Genomic DNA, 22,236 nt, shown 5'->3' on the forward strand with positions numbered 1-22,236 from the left:
TTTACTCCTACGGGGCGGCCGATGCGCCCTGCCGAGCACGAACGGTCACGGTCGGGACGGGGCACTCCACCGCTGCACCTCGTCGTACGAGGGCGGTCGCGTGGGCGGTGTGGTGCCGGCGCGCACCGCGTCCAGGGTGTCCGCTGCCGCCCCGAGCGCGGCCCGGAACAGCAGCGAGCCCGTGCTGACCCGGGCCACGCCGAGCGCGTGCAGCTCGTCGAGGGTGGGGCCGCCCGGCCGGTACAGCACGTTGAGCGGCGCGTCGATCCCCGCGACCAGAGCGGCGACCGTGTCGGCGTCCGGCGTTCCCGGTACGAAGATCCCGTCGGCCCCGGCCGCCTCGTAGGCCCGGGCCCGGCGCAGGGTCTCCGGCAGCGGATCGGGCAGGCCGAGCCACCACGTGTCGGTGCGGGCGTTGACGAACACCTCCGGCGCGGCGGCCTTGACGGCGGCCACCTTCGCCGCCGTCAGCGCGGCCGGATCGAGGGTGCCGTCGGCACGGCCGTCCTCGAGGTTGACGCCGACCACCCCGAGCGCGGCCAACTCCACCACCAGCTCGGCGACGGCCGCCGGGTCGTCGGCACACCCCGCCTCCACGTCGGCGGTCACCAGCACCGGCAGGCGGCGCAGCACCCGGGCCAGGCGCAGATTCTCCGCCCGGGTCGCGGCCACCCCGTCCGGCAGGCCGGCGGACGCGGCGACGCCCAGGCTGGTGGTGCCGACCGCCGGACAACCGCGCGCGGCGAACGCGCGGCGCTGGCGTGGTCCCAGGCGTTGGGCAGCAGCAGCGGCCGGTCGGCGTGGTGCAGGGCGCGGAAGGCGGCGCAGCGCTCGTTCATCGGGATACCACCTCGACAGTCGTCGGGACGCGCAGCAGCGCGTGCGGTTCGTGGGTCGCGGGTGCGGCGACGACGCGGCACCGGCGGCGCAGCACGTCCACCACCCCGGCTGCCAGGGCGAGGGCGTGCCGCTGCCCCGGGCAGCCGCGCGGGCCCGCGCCGAAGGTCAGCGACGCACCGGGGCGGCCGGGCGCGAAGCGGTCCGGGTCGCCGTGTGCCGCCGGGTCGCGGTTGGCCGCGTCGAACCGCAGCAGGACCCCGCTGCCTGGCGGGAGGTCGTTACCGGACAGCCGGACCGGCGCGACCGTGACCCGCCGGGTGCCGCGCACCGGCGGGTCGAGCCGGAGCACCTCGGCGAGCAGTTCGGTGGTCGGCACGGTCGGCGGCACCGCCAGCCCGTGCCGGGCGGCGGTGCCGATCAGCCCGGCCGTGGCGTCGCACGCCTGGACCAGCAGGCCGATCCGGTTCGCCACCGCCTCGGGCGGACCCGGCAGCCCCATCGCCAGCAGCGTCGCCACCGCGGCGTCGGCGGCGGTGACGCGCGCGGCGTCCGCGCCGGGATGGTAGGCGGCGGCCACCGCGGTCACCGCCGGCACGACCGGGTCCGGATCGGCGAGCCCCAGTCGGGCCGCCAGCACCCGCAGCGGTACGCGCCGCGCGAGCACGGCCATCACGTCCAGGCGGTCACCGGCGCGGTCGAGCGTGTCCCCGGTCAGCCGGGCGGCATCGGCGTGCAGCTCGTCGGGGTCCACAGCGGCCAGGGCGGCCACGCCGGCCGCCCGGCGCGCGGGGTGCCGCTCCGGCGCGCTGAACCGGCTGACGGCACCGCGCAGCCAGGACAGGGTGCCCGGTGGCCCGTCCCCGGCGACGGGCACCTGGCAGGCCGGATCGGTGAGCACGGCCCGCACGTCGGCGTGCCGGGTCACCGTCCAGCCGGCGTCGGGGTCGAGAACGGGCGGGCCGCCGGGCGGTGTGCCGGGTGCGGGTGGAATGACGAGTTCATCGACGATCACGCCCGCGACCGTACGGCCGGATCGGTTCGGTGCCGGCCGAACCGTCGATCAGGCGCGGCCGCCGCCGGTGTCGGGGGTCGCCTCCGGCGCGAGGTCCGCCGGGGCGAGGCCGAGGGCGGCGGCCAGCGCGGGACCGCCGGCCGGGGTCAACCGGACCGCCCGGCCGGCGCCCCTGGTGAGCCAGCCCGCCGCGAAGAAGCGGTCGCACAGGGCGGCGCCCAGCGCCCCGGCCAGGTGCGGACGGCGCTCGGTCCAGTCCAGGCAGTCGCGGACCAGGGGACGGCGGACGGCCCGCAGCGGTGCGACCGGAACCCCGAGCCCGGCCAGCCAGTCCAGCCCTGCCGGGGTCAGGGCCAGCCCGTCGCTGCCGTCGAGCAGCCGGCGGGCGAACAGCGCGTCACGCAGCAGGACCCCGAGGCGGCCGGCCAGATGGTCGTAACAGGTGCGGGCGTACGCCAGGGCGGCATTGGCCCGGGCGGCGCGCAACGAGCCGGCGGACGGGGGCGGGTCCGGGGCGTGGCCGGCCAGATCCTCGATCAACTGGGCCACCGCGGGGCCGGCGAGCCGGACGTAGCGGTGCCGCCCCTGTCGCTGTTCGACCAGCAGCCCGCCCCGGACCAGCCGGGTGAGGTGGTCGCTGGCGGTGGACGCCGCCACCCCGGCGAGGCGGGCCAGCTCTCCGGCCGTCCACGCCCGGCCGTCCAGCAGGGCCAGGCAGAAGCGGGCCCGGGTGTCGTCGGCGAGCAGTGCGGCGAGCCGGGCCAGGGCCGGGCCGGACGCGGCGGTGGTGGTCACCGGCCCATGCTGGCACGGACACGTTGCGGTGCCCACCGACACGTCGTCCCGCCTCGGCCGGTTCCCGTCGCTGCGGGCGGCCTGCGGCGGCGGGCCGTTCAGGGGCCGGCGCCGCCGAGCGGGCTGACCGTCCTGCTCTCCCCGTCGTAGCTGCGCCCGGCGACGAAGGTGCCGTCGGGGCGGTCGGCGCCCGCCACCGCGCGGGCCCGCCGGCGGTCGGCGTCGCGGAAGCGCAGCGCCAGGCTCAGGTGCGGCCGCCAACTGCCCGGCGCGTGCCACGGCCGCTGTCCCGGTGCCCCGGCGAGGACGTCCCAGACGGCGGCGTGCAGGGCGGTCAGCTGCGGCGACGGGTGGAGCAGCCACACCAGCGGGGCGCTGCCGCCGAGCACGGCGATCCGGTCCAGCCGTACGGGCAGCGGCAACGCGGCGTCGAACAGGTCGGTCAGCCGCCGCCGCGCGCCGGGCGGGAACTCGTCGACCGCGGCGAGGGTCAGGTGCGGCCGGTTCGTCGGGTGGGTGTTGCGGGCCAGGCTGGGCAGCCCTGCCGCGGCCAGCCGCTCCCAGGCTCCGCGCACCGCGCCCTCCAGCCCGGGCGAGCAGACCAGTTCGACCGTACGCACGCCGCCAGGCTAGCCGGCCGGAGTCCGGCGGCGAGCCCTGCGTGGCGGCTGTTGTGCCGGTCGGCGAAACGGCGTCGCGGCGGTGATGAAAGGCTTGGCGGTATGAGTTCCGCACCCGTACGGCACGACCCGCCCTCCGGCCCCGGCCCCGACGCCCCCGACGACACGAGCCCCTTCTCCGATCTCGGGCTGCGCGCCGAACTGCTGGGCGCGCTGACCGCCCTCGGCTACGAGGAGCCCACCCCGATCCAGCAGGAGGCGATCCCACTCCTGCTGGCCGGTCGGGACCTGCTGGGCCAGGCCGCCACGGGTACGGGCAAGACGGCCGCCTTCGCGCTGCCCCTGTTGCAGCGGATGCCGGACGACCGGCCCGGGGGCGCCCCGGTGGCGCTGGTGCTGGTCCCGACCCGCGAGCTCGCGGTGCAGGTCTCCGAGGCGTTCCACCGCTACGGCAAGGACCTGGGTACGCGGGTGCTGCCGATCTACGGCGGGCAGCCGATCGGCAGGCAGCTCCGCGCCCTCGACTCGGGGGTCGACGTCGTGGTGGCCACCCCTGGCCGCGCGCTCGACCACATCGCCCGGGGCACCCTCGACCTGGGGTCGCTGGCCACGGTGGTGCTCGACGAGGCCGACGAGATGCTCGACATGGGCTTCGCCGAGGACATCGAGGCGATCCTGGAGCACGCGCCGGACCAGCGGCAGACGGTGCTCTTCTCGGCCACGATGCCGGCGCGCATCGACGGGTTGGCCCGCCAGCACCTGACCGACCCGGTACGCATCCTGATCGCCCGGGAGCAGCCGGTCGCCGGCGAGGCGCCCCGGGTGCGGCAGAGCGCGTACATCGTCGCCCGGGCGCACAAGCCGGCGGCGCTGGGCCGGGTGCTGGACGTCGAGTCGCCCACCGCGGCGATCGTCTTCTGCCGCAGCCGGGAGGAGGTCGACCGGCTCACGGAGACGATGAACGGCCGTGGTTACCGGGCCGAGGCGCTGCACGGCGGGATGAGCCAGGAGCAGCGCGACCGGGTGATGGGCCGGCTGCGGGCGGGCACCGCGGACCTGCTGGTGGCCACCGACGTGGCCGCCCGGGGCCTGGACGTCGAGCAGCTCACCCACGTGGTCAACTACGACGTCCCGTCGGCGCCCGAGTCGTACGTGCACCGGATCGGTCGGGTCGGCCGGGCCGGGCGGGAGGGCGTGGCGATCACCCTCGCCGAGCCGCGTGAGCACCGGATGCTCAAGACCATCGAGCGGGTCACCGGGCAGCGGATCGGCATCGACAAGATCCCGACCGTGGCGGACATGCGCACCCGGCGGCTGGAGCTGACGCAGGGCGCGCTACGGGAGAGCCTGCTGGAGGACGACCTCGACCCGTACCGGGCGATCGTGGAGTCGTTGACCGACGAGTTCGACCTGGTGGAGGTGGCCCTCGCGGCGGTGAAGCTGGCGCACGAGGCGACGTCGCCGGGCTCGGCCGACGAGGAGGAGATCCCGCAGGTGCCGGTCCGGGGCCCGCGCGAGGGTCGGCCGGACAGCGGCGGCCGGGGCGATCGGCGTCCCGGTGCCGCCCGGTCCCGCACCGGCGGCACCGTCCAGGTCTTCGTCGGGCTGGGCCGGCGCGCCGGCGTCCGCCCGCAGGATCTGGTGGGCGCGATCACCGGCGAGACCGGGGTCAACGGCCGGGACATCGGCTCGATCGAGATCGCCGACCGGTTCTCGCTGGTGGAGGTGCCCCAGAGCGTCGCCGACGAGGTGATCGCGGGGCTGCGCGGCAGCACCATCAAGGGCCGCAAGGCGACCGTACGCCGGGACCGCGACGGCGACGGCGGCGGCGAGCGCCGCTTCGACGGCGCCAACCGGCGCGAGCGCCGCTGACCAGGTGAAAGGAAAGGGCACTTCCTCCTGACGTTTCCGGTTGAGGAAGGGTCCTCTGCCAACACTCGGGTATCCCGAGCAGGCACGCGCCGCGCCGCCTGCCGGGGAAGGGTCCCCTGCTGTCCACGAGGCGTTGGCAGGGGTCCCTTCCTACCCCTCGGGCGGCGGGCGGAACGTGTTCAGAGCGCGGCGGGCGGGCGGTTGTGGTGGCCGCCGTGGGCCGTCACATGGTTCTCCTCCACCGCCGCACTGTGTGCGACAAGCGCGTCGTAGTTCACGGCCACGCCCTTCAACAGGATCTTGATGGCGCTCTCCGCCTCGGCATCGGTCAGGTGCCGGCGGCCGAACAGTGCGCGGTAGTGCACCAGCGATCCGACGATGTCGAGCACCTGCTCCCGGTCGGTGTCCGGGCACAGGTCTCCGCGCGCGACGGCTCGGTCGAGGGTGCTGCCGACCGCCCGGCGGGACGGTTCGACGACGGTGTCCAGGTAGCGCGCCCGCAGTTCCGGGTCTGCCGCGCAGTCGCTGTACAGCGAGCTGAGCACGTCCGGGCGGATTGTGCGGTAGGCGGCGAGAAAGACGTTGAAGCTCTCGTCGAGGTCGCACAGCGTGCAGCCGGTGTCGGGCGGCGAGGGCACGTCGAGCCGGGTCGCTATCGCGGCGAGCACCAGCGGTGCGCGCCCTGGCCACCGTCGGTATATCGCCGGTCGGGAGGTGCCGGCCCGGCGGGAGACGTCTTCGAGCGTCAGCCTGCTGTAGCCCGCCTCGTCGAGCACGTCCAGTGCGGCGGCGAGCACAGCGCTGTCGATCTGCGGGTCGCGTGGTCGGCCGCCGGTGCCCCCGGTGGAACGATGCGCTTCGGGCATGCGCACCAGGCTATACCCGCAGTTACGTTACGGCACGTAATGAGTACGCCTTGATCGAGATCGCGCCGACCTGGACACCGCAGGCGTCCCCACCTATCGTTACGTGATGGAACGTAATGGAACCGGAGCGGTAGCCGTGGACCACGCGACCGGCCGGGAATGGGCGGGGCTCGCCCTGCTGGTGCTGCCCATGCTGATGCTCTCGACCGACCTGACGGTGTTGTTCTTCGCGCTGCCCACACTCAGCGCAGACCTGAATCCCACCGCGGTCCAGGCCCTGTGGATCGTGCACGTCTACGGATTTCTGATCGCCGGGTTCCTTGTCACCATGGGACGGCTGGGCGACCGCATCGGCCCGCGCCGGCTCCTGTTGACCGGCTCGGCCATCTTCACCGCCCTGTCCGCCGTCGCGGCGTTCTCCGACAGCGCGGAGATGCTGATCGCAGTTCGCGCCCTGCTGGGAATCGCCGGCGCCACCCTGATGCCGTCACTGTTCTCGCTGTTGCGCGTCATGTTCCGCGACGACAGGCAGCGTCGCCTCGCCATCGCCATCATGTTCAGCGCCTTCTCCGCCGGCGGGGCGATCGGCCCACTCCTCGGTGGGGTGCTGCTGGAGTTCTTCTGGTGGGGATCGGTCTTCCTCGTCAACGTGCCCCCGATGCTTCTGTTCCTGCTCGCCGGCCCCAGGTTGCTACCGGAACGCGAGGAGCGGTCTCGCACCGGGATCGACGTGGCGAGTGTCGCGCTCTCCGTGGCCGGAATGCTCGCCGTGGTCTACGGACTCCAGGAACTCGCCGCCGGGCAGGAGACGGGCAGCGGTCCGGTCTGGCCGAAGCTCGCCGTCGTGGCGGGCGGCCTCGTCGTCCTGGCCGTCTTCGTCCGCCGACAGTCTCGGCTGCGCAGCCCGCTGTTCGACCTTGCTCTGCTCGCCAACCGTCGGATGACCGTCTCACTGGCGGCCCTGCTGCTCGTCGGCATCGGTGTCGTCGGCATGTTCTACCTGTTCACCCAGTATCTCCAGTGGGTCGGAGGTCTCTCGCCCCTGCAGGCCGGTCTCTGGACGCTTCCGTACATCCTGGTGAACATCGGCGGGGCGATGCTCGCGCCCGCCCTCACCGCGCGGATCCCCGCCGCGACCGTCGTGGTGGGAGGGCTGGCCGTCGCCGCGCTCGGGGCGGCGCTTGTCGTCGTCGCCACCGGCCTGGGAGTGCCTCTCCCCCTACTCGTGGCCGCGGTATCGATCATCGGGTTCGGGCATGGCGCGGCGATTGCCCTGATCAGCGATCTGGTCATCTCCAGCGCTCCGCCGGAGCAGACGGGTTCCGCGGCGGCCGCCCAGGAAGTGGGGGGTGAGCTGGGAGCCGCACTCGGAGTGGCCGCCGGCGGTGCGACCGGCGTGCTCATCTACCGCGCGACCCTGTCCGACACCATGCCGTCCGAGGTGCCGGAGTCGGCCGCGCGGTCCGCGGAATCCAGCATCCATGCGGGGATCGCCACGGCTGAACGGCTCTCCGCCGACAGCCCGGCATTCCTCGGCGTGGTGCGCGATGCCGTGACCCACGGACTGCAGGCCTACGCCGGTGTGGGCGCCGTCCTCGCAGCCGTGGCAGCCGCGCTTGTCGCTACGGTCCTCGTCGTCCGCAGGCAAGAGCCGACCCGCACCCGCTAGCGGGGTTCGCGTACCGCCAGCCGGGCAGGTCATGCGCGCTGCCGCAGACCTGTTAGGAAGGGCCCCCTGCTATCGCCTGGTGCATAGCAGGGGGCCCTTCCTAACATCTCAGGCGGCGGTGAGGGCCGGGTCGGGGCGGGTGTCGGCCTCGGCGGGGCGCAGCGCCAGGGCGAGCACGTCGGCGACGTCGGCCAGGGTGTGCACGGTCAGCTCCTGCCGTACCTCGGCCGGCAGGTCGTCCAGGTCCGGCTCGTTGCGGGCCGGGATGATCACCTCGGTCAGGCCGGCCCGGTGGGCGGCGAGCAGCTTCTGCTTCACCCCGCCGATGGGCAGCACCCGGCCGGAGAGGGTCACCTCGCCGGTCATCCCGAACTCGGGCCGCACCGGCCGGCCGCTGGCCAGCGACGCGAGGGCGGTCACCATGGTGATGCCGGCGCTGGGGCCGTCCTTGGGCACCGCGCCCGCCGGCACGTGCAGGTGGATCCGCCGCCCGGCCAGCGCGTTCGGGTCCAGCCCGAGCCGCCGCCCGTTGGAGCGCAGGTACGACAGCGCGATGTGCGCGGACTCCTTCATCACGTCGCCGAGCTGGCCGGTGAGCGTCAGCCCCGGCTCGCCCTCCATGCTGGTGGCCTCGATGAAGAGCACGTCGCCGCCGGCACCGGTGACGGCCAGGCCGGTGGCCACGCCCGGCACCGCCGTCCGCTCCGCCGACTCCGGGGTGAACTTCGGCCGCCCGAGGTAGGTGGCGAGGTTGCCGGTGTCCACCCGGACCGGCGCCGGGTCGGCGGCCAGGGCCACCGCGACCTTGCGCAGGATCTTCGCCAGCGACCGCTCCAGCTGTCGTACGCCGGCCTCCCGGGTGTACTCGCCGGCGATCCGGGCGAGGGCGTCGTCGGCGACGGTGACCTCCTCGGTGGTCAGCCCGGCCCGTTCCCGCTGCCGGGGCAGCAGGTGGTCCCGGGCGATGGCGACCTTCTCGTCCTCGGTGTAGCCGTCGAGGGTGACCAGTTCCATCCGGTCCAGCAGCGGGCCGGGGATGGCCTCCACCACGTTGGCGGTGGCCAGGAACAGCACGTCGGACAGGTCGAGGTCGACCTCCAGGTAGTGGTCGCGGAAGGTGTGGTTCTGCGCCGGGTCGAGCACCTCCAGCAGGGCGGCGGCGGGGTCGCCCGCGTAGCCGGCGGCCAGCTTGTCGACCTCGTCGAGCAGCACCACCGGGTTCATCGAGCCGGCCTCCCGCAGGGCGCGCACGATCCGCCCGGGCAGCGCGCCGACGTAGGTGCGCCGGTGGCCGCGGATCTCGGCCTCGTCGCGGACGCCGCCGAGGGAGACCCGGACGAAGTTGCGGCCGAGCGCGCGGGCGACCGACTCGCCGAGGCTGGTCTTGCCGACGCCGGGCGGGCCGGCGAGGGCGAGCACCGCGCCGGAGCCGCGACCGCCGACGACGCCGAGGTTGCGCTCGGCCCGCCGGGCACGTACGGCGAGGTACTCCAGGATCCGGTCCTTCACGTCGGCCAGGCCGGCGTGGTCGGCGTCGAGCACGGCACGGGCCGCGACCAGGTCGGTGTGGTCCTCGGTACGCGTACCCCACGGCATCTCCAGCACCGTGTCGAGCCAGGTCCGGATCCAGCCCGCCTCCGGGGACGCGTCGCTGGCCCGTTCCAGCTTGCCGACCTCGCGCAGGGCCGCCTCGCGGACCTTCTCGGGCAGGTCGGCGGCCTCGACGCGGGCCCGGTAGTCGGCGGAGCCGTCCGGCTCTTCCTCGCCTAGTTCCTTGCGGATGGCGGCGAGCTGCTGGCGCAGCAGGTACTCCCGCTGGGACTTCTCCAGCCCCTCGCGGACGTCGGTGTTGATCTGCTCGGCGACCTCCTGCTCGGCGAGGTGCTCCTTCACCCAGCCGACGAGCAGTTCCAGCCGGGCGGTGACGTCCGGTGCGGCGAGCAGCTCGGTCTTCTGGGCGAGGCTGAGCCAGGACACGTAGCCGGCCGAGTCGGCGAGCTCGGAGAGGTCGGTCATCCGCTCCATCGCGTCGATGACCTGCCAGGCGCCGCGCTGCTGGAGCACGGACGTCATGAGGGCGCGGTAGTCGCGGGCGAGTTCGCGGGCGCGGCCGGCGGGGGCGGGTTCGTCGAGCACGGTCGCCTCGACCCAGAGGGCGGCGCCGGGTCCGGGTACGCCGGAACCGATCCGGGCCCGGGACAGGCCACGGATGACGGCGGCCGGTTCGCCGCTGGGCAGTCGGCCGACCTTCTCGATCGTGGCGACCGCGCCGACGGGGCCGTACTCGCCGTCGAGGCGGGGCACGGCGAGCAGTTTGTGGTCACCGGTGGCGCGCGCCGCGTCGACGGCGGCCTGGGTGGTGGGGTCGAGGGTCACCGGGATCACCATGCCGGGCAGGAGCACGGCGTCGGTCAGGGGAAGTACCGGAAGGGTTGCCATCGAACACCTACTATCGCGTTGAGTTGAGCGTGTTCAGCTCAAGTAACAAACCGTTCCCCTTGTTCCGCGCTGTGACGTAGGCCACCGCACCGCCCCTCGGCGGCGGCAGACCCACCGCCGGGCCCACACCCCGCCACGCCGCCCGACGACTGCGGAGCCACGCCCGCGACGATCGGCGGAGTCACCGGCCGGCGGGCGCCGAACTGTCCCGGGCTTTGCGCCGGGCCGCCGATTTCCCCCGGCGATAACGCGACCCGCCGAAATGAAAACGACGCGCATTGTTGCGGATATGCCGTCGGATAGGTCAAACTTTGACCACACCCCGCCCCACACAGGGAGTAATTGGCGATGGCAAGAAAAGTAATCACGGTCCTGACCGACGACCTCGACGGTGGAAAGGCCGACCGGACCGTCGAGTTCAGTCTGGACGGCGTGGCCTACACCATCGACGTCTCCGACGAGAACGCGGGCGTTCTGCGTAAGGCCCTCGACCCGTACATCAACGCTGGCCGGCGGATCGGGCGCGGCGCGGTCGACGCCGGGCGGGCACCTCGCCGGGCAGGCGCGTCGAGCGGCTCGGGAATGGACCGGGAGCAGAACCGGGCCATCCGGGAATGGGCCACGAAGAACGGCTACAAGATTTCCGAGCGGGGCCGCATCCCGGTCGAGGTCGTCGAGGCGTACAAGAACCGCTGACCGGGCACCCGGGTTCACGCTGCGGCTTGCGCGGGGTCACGCTGTGAAATCAGCGGGGCCCCGCCGGTCTTTTCCCACGGCCGGGCATTCGCACGAACCACACCTCCGCCGCGCAGCCATTCGCGGGCGGGCCATTTGCCCGTCAAACGGGACCGCCTGCGCGCCCTGACGCTCGACTACTGGGCCATCAACTGACCTTCACCGCCCTCACCGGGCTGGCCTGGCTCTGCATCGAGAGCAGCGCGATGCTGCCGGTGGCGTTGCAGGCCGACGGGCTTCCGGCGTCGGCGTTCGGGCGTCGCGTCGCCGGCCGCGCCCAGGCAGCGGGCCGCAGTGGCCTGAGCACGTGGGGTGGTTCAGTCCGTGCAGAGGTGCGCGAACGCGAAGCCGCCGGTCATCTCGTCGTGGCGCGACTCCAGCCGCCGGATGTCGGCGAGCAGCTCGTCGCGGGGCGTCAGCACCGGCTCGGCCGTGTCGAGCGCGGCCATCCGTTCGCCGACGGCCAGCGCGGCCAGATCCTCAGCCAGCCGGCCTGGGTCCACCCCGGCGGAGACGCGCTGCTCGTGCACCGTCACCCGCTCCACGAGACAGGCGCCGGGGCGCACCTCCACCCAGCTCCACCCCTCGGCCGGGCCGTCCGCCCAGCGTACGTGCAGGCCCCGGACGAGCGGGTCGACCAGCCGTCGCGACACGTACGCCTCGACGGCGGCGGCCCGGGCCAGCGCGCCGAGGTCGTTGACGTGGCCGGTCCGCCCGTCGGGCAGCCGGCCGAGGATGTCGCGGAACCCGACCGGGGACACGTCCGCGTCGTCGGGATCTGCCGCGCCGAGCTCCGCGTAGCCACGCGCGTCGATCACGTACGCGACGATCCGCCGGCCGTACCCGTCGGCGCGCAGGGTCGGCGAGCCGATCCGCAGCACCGCCAGGCCGACCGCCTCGGCGACCGCGTTCTTCAGCCGCTCGGCCCGCTGGCCGGCGGACCCGGCCGGCGCGACGGGGCCGATCTCGACGGCGAAGACCGGCCGGGCCGTGTCGGCGGCACAGACGACGAGGTCGTAGCCCTCCCGCAGGGCCGTGCTCCACTGGTTGCCGGTGATGCCCGGCGGGCGCCGCTGCGTCAGCTCGCCGAGCCGGCGGGCACCGTGCACGAGGTGACCGCCCCGGGCGAGCAGCGGACCGCGCCCACCCTCGCCGGAAACCGCGCGCAGCCAGGAACCGTCCCCACCACCGGTGCTCGTCATCCGCCTGATCCGTCCGTCCCGCCGCCGGTCCCCGGCCGACGCGTCGGCCGGGGCGAGTCTAGGCGGTCGATCATGACCGGTTCGGTGGTGGTGTCCCGAATCCGGGCCGGACCGCAATTCGCTTGAACCACCCGCCGGCACGCCGGTGGGATGGCCTGGTGACCGTCTTCCTGAGCACCGACCGGCTGGTGCTGCGCCAGTTCACCCCCGACGACGCGGAGTTGCTCGTCGAGCTGGACGGCGATCCCGCGGTGATGCGGTACCTCACCGGCGGGCGGCCCACGCCGCCCGCGACGGTACGGGAAAGCCACCTGCCCCGGATCCTCGACCACTACCAGCGCCCGCCCGGGCTCGGCTGGTGGGTGGCGTTGGACCGGGGCTCGGCTGACTTCCTGGGCTGGTTCGAGTTCCGTCCGACCCGCGACGGCGATGCCCGGGAGGTGGAGCTCGGCTACCGGCTGCGCCGGGCCGCCTGGGGCCGCGGCCTGGCCACGGAGGGCGGCCTGGCCCTGGTGGAGAGAGGCTTCACCGGGCTGGGCGTGGAGCGGGTCACCGCGAACACGATGGCCGTCAACGCCGCGTCGCGCCGGGTGCTGGAGAAGTGCGGGCTGCGCCACGTGCGGACGTACGTCGGGGACTGGCCGGAGCTGATCGAGGGCGCGGAACACGGCGAGGTGGAGTACGCGCTGACCCGGCGGCAGTGGCTGCGTCGCGATACCGGCTGACGCACCGCGCGACGCGGACCTCCCCCCGATCGGGCATGATCGGCGGGTGCGCCGACGGCCGGCGGACGGGACCGGGGAGGTGCGCGGGTGCGGGTGGTGTCGCTGGTGCCGTCGCTGACAGAGGCGGTGGCGCTGACCCTGCCGGGTCTCCTGGTGGGCGCCACCGACTGGTGCTCCCACCCCGCCGGGTTGGACGTGGCACGGGTCGGCGGAAGCAAGTACCCCGACCTGGACCGGGTACGCGCGCTGCGGCCGGACCTCGTCCTGCTCAACGTCGAGGAGAACCGCCGCGAGGACGCCGACGCGCTGGCCGAGGCCGGCGTACCGGTGCGGGTGACCTACCCGCGTACCGTCGACGAGGCGCTGGTCGAGCTGGCCGACCTGCTCCGCGAGCTGGGCGCCCCGACCGAGCCGGAGTGGCTCGTGGCGGCCCGCCGGGCGTGGGCCGCGCCCCTCGCCGCGCGGCCGGCCCGCCGGGCGGTGGTGCCGGTCTGGCGGCGGCCGTGGGTGGTGCTGGGCGCCAACACCTTCGCCGGCGACGTGCTGCGTAGGCTCGGCGTGACCAACCTGTACGCCGACGACGCGGAGCGCTATCCGCGGCCGACACTCGACGAGCTGCGCGACCGGGCACCGGAGCTGGTGGTGTTGCCGGACGAGCCGTACCGGTTCACCGCCGACGACGGGCCGGAGGCCTTTCCGGGTGTCCCGTGCGCCCTGCTCTCCGGCCGGCACCTGACCTGGTACGGCCCGTCGCTCGCCGAGGCCCCCGCCGTGCTGGCCGCCCAGCTCGCCGACCCGGTCGTCCGGACGGGCTGACGCCGAAGCCTGACCCGCCGGTGCTGCGCCCGCCGGTCGGCCCGCTGACCGGGAGAGGGTCAGCCACCCGCGCGGCGGCGCCGCTCCCGGCGGGCGTCGACGACGCTCCACCCGATGGCCACCGACAGCGTCAGCACCACCACCGCCAGGGTCAGCCAGACCGGCAGCTTCCCCACGGGCGTCTCGGCCAGGATCAGTTTCACGCCGGCGAAGGCCAGCAGCACGGCCAGCCCGTACCGCAGGTAACCGAAGTGCCGCAGCAGCCCGGCCAGGCAGAAGTACAGGCTGCGCAGGCCGAGCACGGCGAACGCGGTCGCCGTCCAGACCAGGAACGTGTCGGTGGTGATGGCCAGGATCGCCGCCACCGAGTCGATCGCGAAGACCACGTCGGTCGCCTCGATCGCGACCAGCGCCACGAGCAGCAGGGTGGCCCGGCGCCGGCCGTCGACCCGGACGACGAACTGGCCGTCGTGGTAGCGGGGCTCGGTGGGCACCAGCCGCCGGAACACCCGGACCGCCGCGTTACGTTCCGGATCGACGTCCGGCTCGCCGCGGACCGCGAGCCGCCAGCCGGTCCAGACCAGGAAGGCGCCGAGCACGACGCCGGCCCAGGTCAGCCGCTCCAGCAGCGCCGCACCGGCGAAGATGAAGGCCAGCCGGAACGCGAGCGCCCCGACGACCCCCCAGAAGAGCACTTTGTGCTGGTATCCGGCGGGCACCCGGAAGTAGCCGAACAGCAGCGCGAAGACGAAGACGTTGTCGACGGAGAGCGCCTTCTCCAGCAGGTATCCGGAGAAGTACGCGACAGCCGGCTCGCCGCCCCGCCAGAGCCAGATGACCAGGCCGAAGGTGAGCCCCGCGGTGATCCAGACAGCGCTCCACACCAGCGCCTCGCGCAGTTCGATCACGTGGTCGCCGCGGTGGGAGAGCATGTCCACGGCGAGCATGGCCGCGATGACCGTGCCCACCGCCGCCCAGGCCCAGAGGGGCGCCGCGAACGTCGCCTCGTCCACCCGACGTCCTCCGCATCTGCGAGTGCGGCTCCGTTCCCCACGCGCGGCCTGCGCTCCCGGTGACCAGGGGCGCGTCCGCTCCGAGCCTAGGTGAGCCACCCGCCTGTCGGCGGCCGTCCGCCGAAGTCGCTGCCGAGGCTTGGGTCCCGTCCGTACGGGCGGAGCCCGCGCCTCGGCGGTCAGGCAACCGGTGTGGCCCGGTCCGCCTCCAGCTCGACGAGGCCGCGGTCGTCCACGTCGTACGCCACGGTGCTGGTCACCCGCACCACGCCACTGACCTGCCCGGCCAACCGGGTGGCCACCTCGACCGCGCTGCGCCGGTCCAACCGGCCGTCGAGCGCCACCTCGCCGTCGCACACCCGGACGGTGATCAGACCGTCCCGCACCGCGAGCACCCGGCGCAGCACCTCCTGCACCACGTCCTCGCGGATCTCCGCGTCGGTACGCAGGTGCACCCGCAGCAGGTCGCCGCGCGTGACGATGCCGACGAGCCGGCCCAGGTCGTCGAGCACCGGCAGCCGCTTCACCGACTCGCGGTCCAACTGCCGGGCGGCGGCGGTGACGGTCGCCTCCGGCCAGGTCGTCACCGGCGGCGCGGTCATCAGGTCACGGGCCAACAGCGCGTCGGCCTTCTCCCGGGCGGCACGGCGCCGCCGTCCCTCGAAGATCCGCCGCTCGTCCGGGTGGCCGGCCCGCTCGACCTTGTGCAGCAGATCCGACTCGGACACGACGCCGAGGACCCGCCGGTGCCCGTCCACCACGGGCACCCCGCTGATGCCCTGCCGGACCAACGCGTCGACGATCTGCCGGTAGGGGGTCTCCTCCCCCACCGTCGTGACCTCCCGGGTCATCACGTCGCCCACCTGCCACGTCCTCATCACGACCTCCCTGTCGTTCCGCCCCCGACGCTACGGCCGGCGCGTCCCGCCGGGGCAGGGTCACACCGACCGGGTCGGCCCGGCCGGACGGACCGGTCCGGAAGGGGTCCAAGGTCCCGGTCCGACAGGGCCCGGTCGGCCCTGCCCCGCCGGCCCAGGGCAGGCGTCCAATAAAGACGCCACCGGGAAAGCGCGGTGCGGGACACCGAAGGGACGTGGAGACAATGACCGCGACGATCGAGCGGACCACCGCCAGGAACAACGCTGCGGTGGCGCAGACCCGGCACGTCGCGGAGACCACCCGGGAGCGGGCCGCCCGGTACGTCTTCGCCGGCATCCGGATCGCCCTCGGCTGGACGTTCCTCTGGGCGTTCCTCGACAAGGTCTTCGGCCTGGGGTTCGCCACCGAGGCGAAGAACGCCTGGATCAACGGCGGCAGCCCCACCAAGGGCTTCCTGACCTTCGGCGCCGCGGGTCCGTTCGCGGACTTCTACCAGGGGATCGCAGGGGCGGCCTGGGCGGACGTGCTCTTCATGACCGGCCTGGCCGCGATCGGCACGGCGCTGCTGCTCGGCATCGGGATGCGCGTCGCCGCCGTCGCCGGCGCGGTGCTCTACGTCATGATGTGGACGGTCGTCCTGCCTCCCGAGACCAACCCGTTCATGGACGAGCACCTGCTCCACGCGGCGCTGCTGATCGGTCTCGCGCTGGTCAACGCCGGTGCCACCCTCGGCCTGGGCGCGATGTGGGCGAAGCTGCCCCTCGTGCGGCGGTTCCCCTGGCTGCGGTGACCTGATCGGCACCTCCCGCCCAGCGGGCGTCACCACCGGTGGCGCCCGCTGCTCGTGTTCCCCGGTTCTTTCGCATCCCCGCTCCGGCCGGCGGTTGCGGGGACCGGCGCGCAGCGGTCGGAGGCCATCCGGCAGGATCTCGGGTGACCGGACATCAGGACCGAAACGGCAGGAGACTCACGAATGAACCAGTCAGCAGACGCCCGCTCGGGCAAGCCCGAGGTGGGCCCGATCGAGGGCGCGCCGCCCGCCGACCTCGTCGTCGAGGACATCACCGTCGGCGAAGGACCGGAGGCCCGCCCGGGTCAGCTGGTGAGCGTCCACTACGTGGGGGTCGCGCACTCCACCGGCCACGAGTTCGACTCCTCCTGGAACCGGAACGAGACGTTCGAGTTCTCGCTCGGCGGCGGGCAGGTCATCGCCGGCTGGGACCAGGGCGTGGCGGGCATGCGGGTCGGCGGCCGGCGCCGGCTGACCATCCCGCCGCACCTGGGCTACGGCAGCCGGGGCGCCGGCGGCATCATCAAGCCGGGCGAGACCCTGGTCTTCGTCGTCGACCTGCTCGACGTCCGCTGAGTCAGCGGGCCGGTGCCGGCGCGGGACACCGCCGTCGGCACCGGCCTGACGTCGGCACCGGCGCGCCTCCCCGCGGCACGGCGGCCGGGTGCGGTGGGGTCCGCGGACGCTGTCGAGCTGCCCCGCCCACAGGACCACCAGCGGGATGCACGGTGCGAACGCCGGCCAGGACGGTGGCGGTGGCCGCGGTGGCGGTGGCCGCGGTGGCGGTGGCGGTGGCCGCGGTGGCGGTGGCCGCGGTGGCGGTGGCCGCGGTGGCGGTGGCCGCGGTGGCGGTGGCCGCGGTGGCGGTGGCCGCGGTGGCGACAGCTGACGGCGAGTCGGAGCAGCGGCCGTTGACGGGTCCAAGGCGCGCTGGTCGGTAGCGTTGCCCCATCTGTGCGGGCAGCTCGACAGTGGTCGCGTGGTGAGGGTGGTGGCCCGGATGACCGGTGGCGGGCAGGGCGGCCGGCCACGGGCGGTCAGCAGGGCACCAGCTCCCGGTCGGCGCACCGGCCGACGATCTGGATGACCCGGTGCAGGCCGGTCGCCCGCAGCACCCGCTCGACCACCGGGTCGGGGTGGAGGAGCACCAACTCCCCGCCCCGGGCGCGGATCCGCAGGTGGGCGGCGACCAGCGCCCGCACCCCGGTGGCGGAGAGCAGGCGGACACCGGAGAGATCCAGCCGGAGCACGGGCCGGGCCGGGGCGGCCCAGAGCGCGGAGCGGAACACGGCGACCGTCGCGATGTCGACCTCCCCGACCACCCGCACGTCAACCGCGTGGTCGGCCACATCGATCTCCACGTGGAGCCGGTCGTCACCCTGTCCCATGCCCACGAATCTAGCCCCCACCACCGACATTTCCGCCCTGCTGAGGGACCGGATCCGGGTACGTCCAGGGACAGACCCGGGGTCTCCCCCGATCCTCCTCAGGGAGGATGCGACAGGGCGCACCGGAGGTGTCATCGGGTGGCGCCGGGGCGCCGACACACGCCCGGACCGGCCCGCGTGGTGACGGGCCGGTCCGGGATCGTACGGGAGGGTCAGCCGCCACGGACCGACTGCGCCGGCGCCGGCGAGCCTCCGGCCACCGCGCCCGGGTGCGGGACGCTGGACGGGGACGGCCGCAGCCCTGCGGGCACGGGCAGCGCGCTGCCCTTGACGAACTCGTCCCAGCTGACGTTCCACGCCGTCCAGCCGTTGCCCTCGTTCAGCGGCACCTCCGTGCCCTTGACGGTGACCAGGTCGCCGACCTGGGTGACCCCCATCAGCCAGTCGGCGGCCGCGGCGGAGACGTTGGTGCACCCGTGCGAGACGTTGATGTTGCCCTGGTCGCCCTCCGACCACGGTGCGCCGTGGATGAACTCGCCGCCCCAGGTCAGCCGCTGGGCGTCCTCGACGTCGACCACGTAGGGGTCGGCCGAACCCCGGGTGTCGAACGTCGTCTGCTGGTGCTTCTCCATGATCACCATCTTGCCGCTGGACGTCGGCGTGCTCGGCTTGCCCAGGCTGACCGGGATCTTGCGGACGACCTTGCCGTCGCGCAGTACCGACATCTGCTTGGTCGCGTTGTCGATCTCCAGTGCCACCTGCGGGCCGATCTTCGACGTGGCGGTGTGTTCGGCGTCCCCGACCCGGTCCTTGCCGATCGGCAGGCCCTCCAGCCCGGCCCGCACGCTGATCGTCGTGCCCGGGCGCCAGAAGTCAGGTGCCCGGTAGTAGACCTGGCTGCCGTCGGCCACCCACGACCAGGCGCCCGGCTGGGGCGGGTCCGTCTTCACGAACAATCGGCGTTGCACGTCGTCCCTGGCCTCTTTCGGAATTGGCGGGTCGAAGGCGACGGTCACCGGCATGGCGGTGCCGTACGTCCGTTTACCGGCGAAATACAACGTGCTCGCGATTTGCGGCTTGGTCGATTTCGGCATTGTGGTGAAGGTGGTCTTCCTGGTGGTGGTCTTCCCCGAGTCGCCCGTGGCGGTCACCTCCGCGGTGTAGGTGCGCCGCGGCTTCAACGGCGCCGACGGCACCCAGCCCGAGCCGTCCTCCCGGGGCTCCGCCTTGACCTGCGCGCCCTTGTCGTCGGTGATCCGTACGGCGGTGACCTTCCCGTTTCTGACCGCGGTCCCCACCTCGGCGGTGATCGGCACCTCGCGGGCCCTGTCCGTGGGCGTCACGGCCAACTCCGGAGCCGGCGCCTGCCCCTCCTTCGGCCCGGCACCCGGTCTGCGGTCGGCGGTGCACCCGCCGAGGGCCAACGGCGTCGCCGCGATGGTCACGGCCAACACCGTCAGTCGCCGCCTCAACTTCATGATGCGTCCCCCCGTTAAATTGGCGTCCTCCGCCACATTCTCTCCACGCCCACCGGGCTGGGCGCGCAATTTCGGCGAAATATGTGAAGCAATCATGCGAAGCATTTCCCCGGCTGCGCGAAATGAGTCCGGCCGCCCACCCTTTCGGATCCGTCCGGGAATCGTCCGGCACGCCACCGTCGGGGCCGGACATCCCGGCCCGTCCCCGGTGCGCCGCGCCGGCCGGGTTCCGACCGGAAGGACGGTCGCTGCCCCCTTTTGTGGAGCCGGCCGCTCGGAAAGCCGTCGGGGCCACCGCTGCCGGGTCAGGTCCAGCCACCGTCGCCGTGGTTGCGTTCCCAGCGGCCACCGACAGGTGGGGTGTCGATCCGCATGGCGCGGTCGGCGTTGCCGGCGAGGTCGTTGTCCTCGACCCGGCAGTCCACACAGCTGCCCCGCTCGGTGATCCACAGACCGTGGTCCTGGGTGCTCGGATCCCGGTTGTCCCAGATCCGGTTGCCCCTGATGGTGGCCGAGTCGACGGCCGCGTTGATCGCGATTCCGGCCCGTACCGGCGGCCCGGCCGGCAGCTCGTAGCGGGACCCCGGCGGCGGGGTGCCGCCGCTCCATGCGCTGGAGGCGTCCGGTCGGATCGGCGCGAGGGTGAGTTCCGTGTCGTCGTTGGCCGCCACCAGGGCGATCCGGTCGCCGACCCGCAGCACCTTGCCCCGGTGGCCGTCGTTCGGCCAGTTCGCCCGCCGGTCCACCACCGTCCGGTCGCCGTAACGCACCGAGTCGCCGTGCCCGCTCGTCGCCGGCGCCCGCTGGCGCCCGTTGTTCCGGATCCGGTTGCCGACCAGGATCGCGTCGCGCAGCGGGCGGTCGATGCGGATGGCGTCGGCGCTGTTGCCGTAGAAGTCGTTGCTCTCGATGACGATCTCCTCGGCGACCTGTTCCTCCGACCCGCCGAGGTTGCGCTGGTGGTAGCCGTACCGACCGTTGCCGCTGATCCGGTTGCCACGGATCGTGTACGGCCCGGGGGTGTTGCCGATGCTGATCCCGTCGCCCAGGTTGCCGTCGATCACGCAGTCCGTGAGGATGCCGGCCCGCCCGGCCGTGTGCGTGGTGCCCTTCGCCGAGACGTGGAAGCCTGCCTCCAGGTTGCCGGTCATGGTGCAGGCGGAGACGATCAGGCCGTTCGCGCCCCAGTCGGAGATGCCGAAGCGGTTGCCCTGGGCATGGCAGCCGATGATCCGTACGCCCCGTGGGCGCAGGTGGCTCGCCTCCTGCAACTCCAGGAAGATGCCGTTGGTGGCGTTCCCGACCGACGTGCAGTTGACGATGTTGAACCGCTCGACACTGCCCCAGCCGCCGATGCCGACGCCGATGCCCGCACCACCCATCTCGGTGCCGCTGTCCAGCCGCCCGCAGCCCGCCACCAGCACCCCGTCGATGAGGCAGTCCTGGAGGAAGTCGCAGCCCAGGCCGGTGGCGGCGGTGTGGTGGATGTAGAGGTTGCGGAAGACGCCACGGACGACGTACTGGAGCCCGAGGCCCTTGGCCAACGGGTTGTAGTCCGCCGACGCCACCTCCGAGCCGTCGATCTCGAAGTCGGCGAACATGCAGTCGGCCAGGTGCCGGTCCTGGTCGGCCCCGTGCTCACGCTCGGTGTAGAAGGCCAGCGGCGCGGGGTCTGCCCGGTTGCCGGCGTTGCTGAGCACGAAGCGGGTCGCGCCCGGCCCCGCGCCGACGAGCGACACGCCGCTGCGCCACACCGTGCCCGCGTCGCGCATCGAGTAGACCCCGGGCGGGCAGCGGATGACCCGGGCCCGGCCGTCGGCGGCGTACGCGTCGCCGAGCCGGTCCACCAACGCGGCCAGCGCCGGCTGGTCGTTGGTCACCCCGTCTCCGGTCAGGCCGTGCTCCCGGGCGTCGCAGAGCAGTGGGGCACCGGCGACCGGGTGGCGACGCACGCCACCGGCGGACGGCATGTGCGAGTACCCCAACCTCGTCCTCCCCTCGGCGAGACTGCCCGGCCCGCATTCCCGACCCGCCCCTCGGGAAACGCGGCCCCGCGACGGCGACGGCCCCGGCCCGCCGGGTGGCGGAGCCGGGGCCGTCGCGGCCGGGTGACGGGGTCGGATCAGACGTTGGCGATCAGCAGGGCGGGCCGCTCGACGCAGTCGGCGACGTGCCGCAGGAACCCGCCGGCCACCCCGCCGTCGCACACCCGGTGGTCGAAGGTCAGGCTGAGCTGCGTCACCTTGCGCACCGCGAGCTGCCCGTCCACCACCCAGGGCTTGTCCACGATCCGGCCCACGCCGAGCAGCGCCGCCTCGGGGTGGTTGATGATCGGGGTGGAGCCGTCGACGCCGAAGACTCCGTAGTTGTTGAGCGTGAACGTGCCGCCGGTCAGCCGGGCCGGGGGCAGCGTGCCGGCCCGGGCGGCCGTGGTGGTCGCGGCCAGCTCGGCGGCCAGCTCCGCGGTGGTGAGCCGCTGCGCCTCCCGCAGCACCGGCACGACCAGCCCCCGGTCGGTCTGGGCGGCGATGCCCAGGTGCACCCCGGCGGACTGGACGATCCGCTGGCCCTCGGTGTCGACCCGGGCGTTGAGCTGCGGATACCGGCGCAGTCCGGACAGGCAGATCCGGGCCAGCAGGGCCAGGATGCTCACCGGCGCGTCCGGGGTCGCCGCGTTGATCGCCGCGCGGGTCTCCAGCAGGCCGGTGGCGTCCGCGTCCACCCAGATGGTGACCTCGGGGATCTCCCGCCGGCTGCGGGAGAGCTTGTCGGCGATCGCCTTGCGGATGCCGGTCAGCGGAACCACCAGGTCCCGCGCGTCGGCGTCGGGGGCGGCCGGCGCCACCGCCTCGTCCGGCACCGCGGCGAGCCGGGTGGCCGGCGACGCGCTTGCGGCCGCAGCGGCCTCGACGTCCGCCCGCCGCACCACGCCACCGGGGCCGGTGCCGCGCAGGGTGGCCAGGTCGAGCCCGTGCTCGCGGGCCAGCCGGCGCACGATCGGCGAGATGACCAGGGGCACCACCGCGGCGTGCGGCCGGTCGGCCGGCGCCGGGTCGTGCGGCCGTGCGGTCGGGGACACCCCGGCCTGCCGGTCGGC

At 73.9% G+C, this 22,236-nt stretch carries 22 protein-coding genes; 8 read left to right on the forward strand and 14 right to left on the reverse strand.

Going from position 1 to position 22,236, the window contains the following annotated elements; translation table 11 throughout:
- Positions 1-45: 45 nt before the first annotated feature.
- From ABZ809_RS14875 to ABZ809_RS14890, 4 genes are all read right to left on the reverse strand, one after another.
- Positions 46-858 carry an isocitrate lyase/phosphoenolpyruvate mutase family protein gene (locus tag ABZ809_RS14875; protein ID WP_357563047.1) on the reverse strand — a complete coding sequence of 271 codons (813 nt, stop codon included), beginning with the start codon at positions 856-858 and terminating at the stop codon, positions 46-48.
- A complete protein-coding gene (locus tag ABZ809_RS14880; RefSeq protein ID WP_357563012.1) occupies positions 836-1,852 on the reverse strand; it encodes a cytochrome P450 in 1,017 nt (338 codons plus the stop codon). Before ABZ809_RS14880 ends, ABZ809_RS14875 begins: the two co-directional genes overlap by 23 nt.
- A gap of 48 nt (positions 1,853-1,900) precedes the next feature.
- Positions 1,901-2,647, reverse strand: coding sequence for a winged helix-turn-helix domain-containing protein (locus tag ABZ809_RS14885; RefSeq protein WP_357563013.1), 747 nt, complete (start codon positions 2,645-2,647; stop codon positions 1,901-1,903).
- Positions 2,648-2,745: 98 nt separating this feature from the next.
- Positions 2,746-3,267 carry a 2'-5' RNA ligase family protein gene (locus ABZ809_RS14890; protein WP_357563014.1) on the reverse strand — a complete coding sequence of 174 codons (522 nt, stop codon included), beginning with the start codon at positions 3,265-3,267 and terminating at the stop codon, positions 2,746-2,748.
- Between the two features lie 102 nt (positions 3,268-3,369).
- On the opposite strand from ABZ809_RS14890, the gene ABZ809_RS14895 reads away from it, so the two are divergent.
- A complete protein-coding gene (locus tag ABZ809_RS14895; protein WP_357563015.1) occupies positions 3,370-5,139 on the forward strand; it encodes a DEAD/DEAH box helicase in 1,770 nt (589 codons plus the stop codon).
- A gap of 179 nt (positions 5,140-5,318) precedes the next feature.
- Here ABZ809_RS14895 and ABZ809_RS14900 read toward each other — a convergent pair whose 3' ends face one another.
- Positions 5,319-6,005, reverse strand: a complete 687-nt coding sequence (locus tag ABZ809_RS14900) for a TetR/AcrR family transcriptional regulator (RefSeq protein WP_357563016.1) — start codon at positions 6,003-6,005, stop codon at positions 5,319-5,321.
- Between the two features lie 106 nt (positions 6,006-6,111).
- On the opposite strand from ABZ809_RS14900, the gene ABZ809_RS14905 reads away from it, so the two are divergent.
- On the forward strand, positions 6,112-7,674 hold the full coding sequence (locus ABZ809_RS14905) for an MFS transporter (RefSeq protein ID WP_357563017.1): 1,563 nt from the start codon (positions 6,112-6,114) through the stop codon (positions 7,672-7,674).
- A gap of 108 nt (positions 7,675-7,782) precedes the next feature.
- On the opposite strand, the gene lon is transcribed toward ABZ809_RS14905, so the two are convergent.
- Positions 7,783-10,113: an endopeptidase La gene (gene lon, locus ABZ809_RS14910; RefSeq protein WP_357563018.1), complete on the reverse strand. Its 2,331-nt coding sequence runs from the start codon at positions 10,111-10,113 to the stop codon at positions 7,783-7,785.
- A gap of 348 nt (positions 10,114-10,461) precedes the next feature.
- Here lon and ABZ809_RS14915 point away from each other — a divergent pair, with 348 nt between their 5' ends.
- Positions 10,462-10,809 (forward strand): Lsr2 family protein, encoded by a 348-nt coding sequence (locus ABZ809_RS14915; RefSeq protein ID WP_357563019.1) that lies wholly within the window; start codon positions 10,462-10,464, stop codon positions 10,807-10,809.
- Between the two features lie 187 nt (positions 10,810-10,996).
- Here the strand turns inward: ABZ809_RS14915 and ABZ809_RS14920 are convergent, their stop codons facing one another.
- Complete coding sequence (locus tag ABZ809_RS14920; RefSeq protein WP_357563020.1) at positions 10,997-11,155, reverse strand: hypothetical protein; 159 nt, start codon at positions 11,153-11,155, stop codon at positions 10,997-10,999.
- A 10-nt stretch (positions 11,156-11,165) separates the two neighbouring features.
- Positions 11,166-12,050, reverse strand: a complete 885-nt coding sequence (locus ABZ809_RS14925; RefSeq protein WP_357563021.1) for a hypothetical protein — start codon at positions 12,048-12,050, stop codon at positions 11,166-11,168.
- Positions 12,051-12,208: 158 nt separating this feature from the next.
- Here ABZ809_RS14925 and ABZ809_RS14930 point away from each other — a divergent pair, with 158 nt between their 5' ends.
- Both ABZ809_RS14930 and ABZ809_RS14935 read left to right on the forward strand, forming a co-directional pair.
- Complete coding sequence (locus ABZ809_RS14930) at positions 12,209-12,775, forward strand: GNAT family N-acetyltransferase (RefSeq protein WP_357563022.1); 567 nt, start codon at positions 12,209-12,211, stop codon at positions 12,773-12,775.
- An 87-nt stretch (positions 12,776-12,862) separates the two neighbouring features.
- On the forward strand, positions 12,863-13,591 hold the full coding sequence (locus ABZ809_RS14935) for a helical backbone metal receptor (protein ID WP_357563023.1): 729 nt from the start codon (positions 12,863-12,865) through the stop codon (positions 13,589-13,591).
- Positions 13,592-13,650: 59 nt separating this feature from the next.
- Here the strand turns inward: ABZ809_RS14935 and ABZ809_RS14940 are convergent, their stop codons facing one another.
- Together ABZ809_RS14940 and ABZ809_RS14945 are read right to left on the reverse strand one after the other, a co-directional pair.
- Positions 13,651-14,604, reverse strand: coding sequence for a TerC family protein (locus ABZ809_RS14940; protein WP_357563025.1), 954 nt, complete (start codon positions 14,602-14,604; stop codon positions 13,651-13,653).
- 179 nt (positions 14,605-14,783) lie between these two features.
- On the reverse strand, positions 14,784-15,482 hold the full coding sequence (locus ABZ809_RS14945) for a CBS domain-containing protein (protein WP_357563026.1): 699 nt from the start codon (positions 15,480-15,482) through the stop codon (positions 14,784-14,786).
- Positions 15,483-15,697: 215 nt separating this feature from the next.
- On the opposite strand from ABZ809_RS14945, the gene ABZ809_RS14950 reads away from it, so the two are divergent.
- The 3 genes from ABZ809_RS14950 (at position 15,698) to ABZ809_RS14960 (ending at position 17,214) form a co-directional block, all read left to right on the forward strand.
- Positions 15,698-16,273: a hypothetical protein gene (locus ABZ809_RS14950; RefSeq protein WP_357563027.1), complete on the forward strand. Its 576-nt coding sequence runs from the start codon at positions 15,698-15,700 to the stop codon at positions 16,271-16,273.
- 183 nt (positions 16,274-16,456) lie between these two features.
- Positions 16,457-16,849: an FKBP-type peptidyl-prolyl cis-trans isomerase gene (locus tag ABZ809_RS14955; RefSeq protein ID WP_357563028.1), complete on the forward strand. Its 393-nt coding sequence runs from the start codon at positions 16,457-16,459 to the stop codon at positions 16,847-16,849.
- A gap of 152 nt (positions 16,850-17,001) precedes the next feature.
- The gene (locus ABZ809_RS14960) at positions 17,002-17,214 is read left to right on the forward strand and encodes a hypothetical protein (RefSeq protein WP_357563029.1); all 213 of its coding nucleotides are present in this window, start codon (positions 17,002-17,004) and stop codon (positions 17,212-17,214) included.
- 96 nt (positions 17,215-17,310) lie between these two features.
- Here ABZ809_RS14960 and ABZ809_RS14965 read toward each other — a convergent pair whose 3' ends face one another.
- The 4 genes from ABZ809_RS14965 to ABZ809_RS14980 all read right to left on the reverse strand — a co-directional run.
- Positions 17,311-17,661 carry an STAS domain-containing protein gene (locus ABZ809_RS14965; RefSeq protein ID WP_357563030.1) on the reverse strand — a complete coding sequence of 117 codons (351 nt, stop codon included), beginning with the start codon at positions 17,659-17,661 and terminating at the stop codon, positions 17,311-17,313.
- Between the two features lie 212 nt (positions 17,662-17,873).
- Complete coding sequence (locus ABZ809_RS14970; protein ID WP_357563031.1) at positions 17,874-19,139, reverse strand: Ig-like domain-containing protein; 1,266 nt, start codon at positions 19,137-19,139, stop codon at positions 17,874-17,876.
- Between the two features lie 305 nt (positions 19,140-19,444).
- Entirely contained in the window at positions 19,445-21,109 is a 1,665-nt protein-coding gene (locus ABZ809_RS14975; RefSeq protein ID WP_357563049.1) for a right-handed parallel beta-helix repeat-containing protein, read from the reverse strand.
- A 152-nt stretch (positions 21,110-21,261) separates the two neighbouring features.
- Positions 21,262-22,236, reverse strand: a 975-nt coding sequence (locus ABZ809_RS14980; RefSeq protein WP_357563032.1) for a dihydrolipoamide acetyltransferase family protein, incomplete at its 5' end; no start/stop codon positions are given.

It is taken from the genome of Micromonospora sp. NPDC047074, assembly GCF_040643815.1.
GTDB lineage: Bacteria > Actinomycetota > Actinomycetes > Mycobacteriales > Micromonosporaceae > Micromonospora.

Excerpts from the sequence above, each read along its gene's own strand:
- ABZ809_RS14895 (WP_357563015.1), top strand. The coding sequence starts at position 3,370 with ATGAGTTCCGCACCCGTACGGCACGACCCGCCCTCCGGCCCCGGCCCC.
- ABZ809_RS14900 (WP_357563016.1), bottom strand. The coding sequence starts at position 6,005 with ATGCCCGAAGCGCATCGTTCCACCGGGGGCACCGGCGGCCGACCACGC.
- ABZ809_RS14905 (WP_357563017.1), top strand. The coding sequence starts at position 6,112 with ATGGAACGTAATGGAACCGGAGCGGTAGCCGTGGACCACGCGACCGGC.
- lon (WP_357563018.1), bottom strand. The coding sequence starts at position 10,113 with ATGGCAACCCTTCCGGTACTTCCCCTGACCGACGCCGTGCTCCTGCCC.
- ABZ809_RS14915 (WP_357563019.1), top strand. The coding sequence starts at position 10,462 with ATGGCAAGAAAAGTAATCACGGTCCTGACCGACGACCTCGACGGTGGA.
- ABZ809_RS14925 (WP_357563021.1), bottom strand. The coding sequence starts at position 12,050 with ATGACGAGCACCGGTGGTGGGGACGGTTCCTGGCTGCGCGCGGTTTCC.
- ABZ809_RS14945 (WP_357563026.1), bottom strand. The coding sequence starts at position 15,482 with ATGAGGACGTGGCAGGTGGGCGACGTGATGACCCGGGAGGTCACGACG.
- ABZ809_RS14955 (WP_357563028.1), top strand. The coding sequence starts at position 16,457 with ATGAACCAGTCAGCAGACGCCCGCTCGGGCAAGCCCGAGGTGGGCCCG.
- ABZ809_RS14965 (WP_357563030.1), bottom strand. The coding sequence starts at position 17,661 with ATGGGACAGGGTGACGACCGGCTCCACGTGGAGATCGATGTGGCCGAC.
- ABZ809_RS14970 (WP_357563031.1), bottom strand. The coding sequence starts at position 19,139 with ATGAAGTTGAGGCGGCGACTGACGGTGTTGGCCGTGACCATCGCGGCG.
- ABZ809_RS14975 (WP_357563049.1), bottom strand. The coding sequence starts at position 21,109 with ATGCCGTCCGCCGGTGGCGTGCGTCGCCACCCGGTCGCCGGTGCCCCA.